This is a genomic window from Candidatus Pelagibacter communis (assembly GCF_001180185.1).
Lineage (GTDB): Bacteria > Pseudomonadota > Alphaproteobacteria > Pelagibacterales > Pelagibacteraceae > Pelagibacter > Pelagibacter ubique_F.
Map to the genome: position 1 here is coordinate 1 of NZ_CVSS01000036.1, position 2,325 is coordinate 2,325.

The following is a 2,325-nucleotide window of genomic DNA, read 5'->3' on the forward strand; positions in this document are numbered from 1 at the left end:
TGGTTTGTCGCCAATTACAAGAAAATTTAACTTTTTTGAAACACTGCTTACGGTTGTCCCTGCATTTTCCTCTATCAGTGATTTAATTTCAGCTCTGCTAACACCATTCAATTTTCCTGTGACTAAAAAAGTTTTATCTTTAAATAAACCAACCTCTTTTTTTGCAATTACATCATCAATCTGTAAAATTTTTTCTAATTGATTGAGAACTTCTAGATTTGTTTTATTAGAAAAAAAATTTTTAATTGAATTTACTTGTGTCTCTCCCATACCATCAATATTTAATAAATCTTGATAATTTTTAGTTTGAGATAATTTTTTAAAATTCCTAAAGGACTCAAAATGTCTAGAAATAATTTTAGCATTCTCCAAACCAATATGTCTAATACCTAATGAGTAAATAAATCTCTCTAAAGATATTCTTTTTTTGGTATTTATTGAATATTCTAAGTTTTTAGCCGATAAATTTCCCCAGCCTTCTAGGTTAGAAACTTTTTTGTAATTTAATCTAAAAATATCGTGAGGAAATTGGATAAATTTTAAATTCCAAAAATTTTCAACAATTTTTTTTCCTAAACCCTCGATATTAAAAGCTTCTTTTGAAACAAAATGTTTTAACTTTTCAATAGAAATTTTCTCACATGTATATCCCTCACTAGAACATCTTCTCACTGCTTCTTCTTTTTTTGTGATAGAGTTAAATTCTTTAATTGTATTTGATCCACAGGAGGGACAATTTTTAGGAAAGATAAATTTTTTACTTTTTTTTGGTCTTTTTTTTATATCAACAGAAAGTATATGAGGAATTACGTCTCCAGCTCTTTCTACAGTTACTGTATCTCCAATTCTAATATCCTTTCTATTAATCTCGTCTTCGTTATGAAGTGTTGCATTTGAAACTAATACGCCACCTATATTGATTGGCTTTATTTTTGCAACAGGTGTCAAAGCACCAGTTCTTCCAATTTGAATATCGATATCCAAGATAATAGAAACCGCTTTATCAGACGAAAACTTGTGTGCAATTGCCCATCTTGGGGCATTAGCAACATATCCTAGTCTCTTTTGTAAAGAAAAATCGTTAATCTTATAAACGATTCCATCAATATCAAAATTAAGGTCCGCTCTTTGTTTCTCAACTTTATTGTAATTTATTATTAGATTCTTAATTCCTGAAATTAATTTGTTCAATGGATTGGTTTTAAAACCCCATTCCTCTAATTTTTTTAGGAAATCAAACTGATTATCAACTTTCAAACCTTTTACATAACCAAATGTATAAGCAATAAACTTTAAAGGTATTTTCTTAGTGTCCTCAGGATTTTTTTGTCTTAAGGAACCAGATGCCGCATTTCTTGGGTTTGCAAATTTTTCCTTTAAATTTTCAAAATCACTATTTTGAATGAACACTTCACCTCTTATGTCAATCTCCTCAGGAAAATCTTTTGATAAAATAGTTTTTGGAATATCATTTATTGTGGCTAAATTTGAAGTTATATCCTCACCTTCTTTGCCATCTCCTCTAGATAGACCTCTAATTAATTTACCGCTTTTGTATGATAAAGATGCTGAAATACCATCTATTTTTGGCTCAGCAGTATATGAAATATTCAAATTGTTATTTTGAGAGAGAAAATTAAGTATTTTTTTTTCAAAATTAAGAAGATCGTTCTCACTAAATGCATTTGCTAAAGATAACATAGGCACTTTATGGAGAGCTTTTTTAAAATTTTTTGAGGGTTTATAACCAACTATAACTGAGGGGGAGTTTTTAGAATTTAAATATTTATATTTTTTTTCTAGATTTATAATATCTTTTTTAAGAGAATCATATTCTGAGTCTGTTACCTCGGAAACATTTTCTTCATAATACTTTTTATTAAAATGGTTAAGAGTTTTAATCTTATTTTTATAATCTTTTTTAATAATATCTTTGCTCATTTTATTTAAATAGTCTCTTAAATTTCTCAATAACGCTGATTTTATCTTTTTTGGGTCTTTCTATTTGAGTTGAATAATCTTTATTGAAAACTTTGTATGATTTTTTATACCAATCACTTGATAAGTAATTGTAACCTAGAACATTTGCATATTTTTGAGACTCATCAATTAGTCCTAATTTATAATTTATTTCAACTAATCTGTGTAAAGCCTCTTCAACAAAAATTGTTTGATTATAATCATCTATAACTGTTTTAAATCTATTTAAAGCTGCAATCCATTTTTCTTTTTTTAAATAGTGTCTTCCTAAATACATTTCTTTTGATCTAGTAAAAAGACCAAAAAAAAGTAAAAAATTTATCTTTCCTAAAAATTGTCCCTCCT

2 protein-coding genes are annotated in these 2,325 nt (G+C 27.2%); both read right to left on the reverse strand.

Features of this window, described 5'->3' with window-relative positions; translation table 11 throughout:
* Positions 1–1,941: NAD-dependent DNA ligase LigA (gene ligA / locus AMN95_RS02210; protein WP_075522361.1), on the reverse strand; the 1,941-nt coding region annotated here is incomplete at its 3' end.
* Position 1,942: 1 nt separating this feature from the next.
* On the reverse strand, positions 1,943–2,325 hold a 383-nt coding region (locus AMN95_RS02215), incomplete at its 5' end, for an outer membrane protein assembly factor BamD (RefSeq protein WP_143323759.1).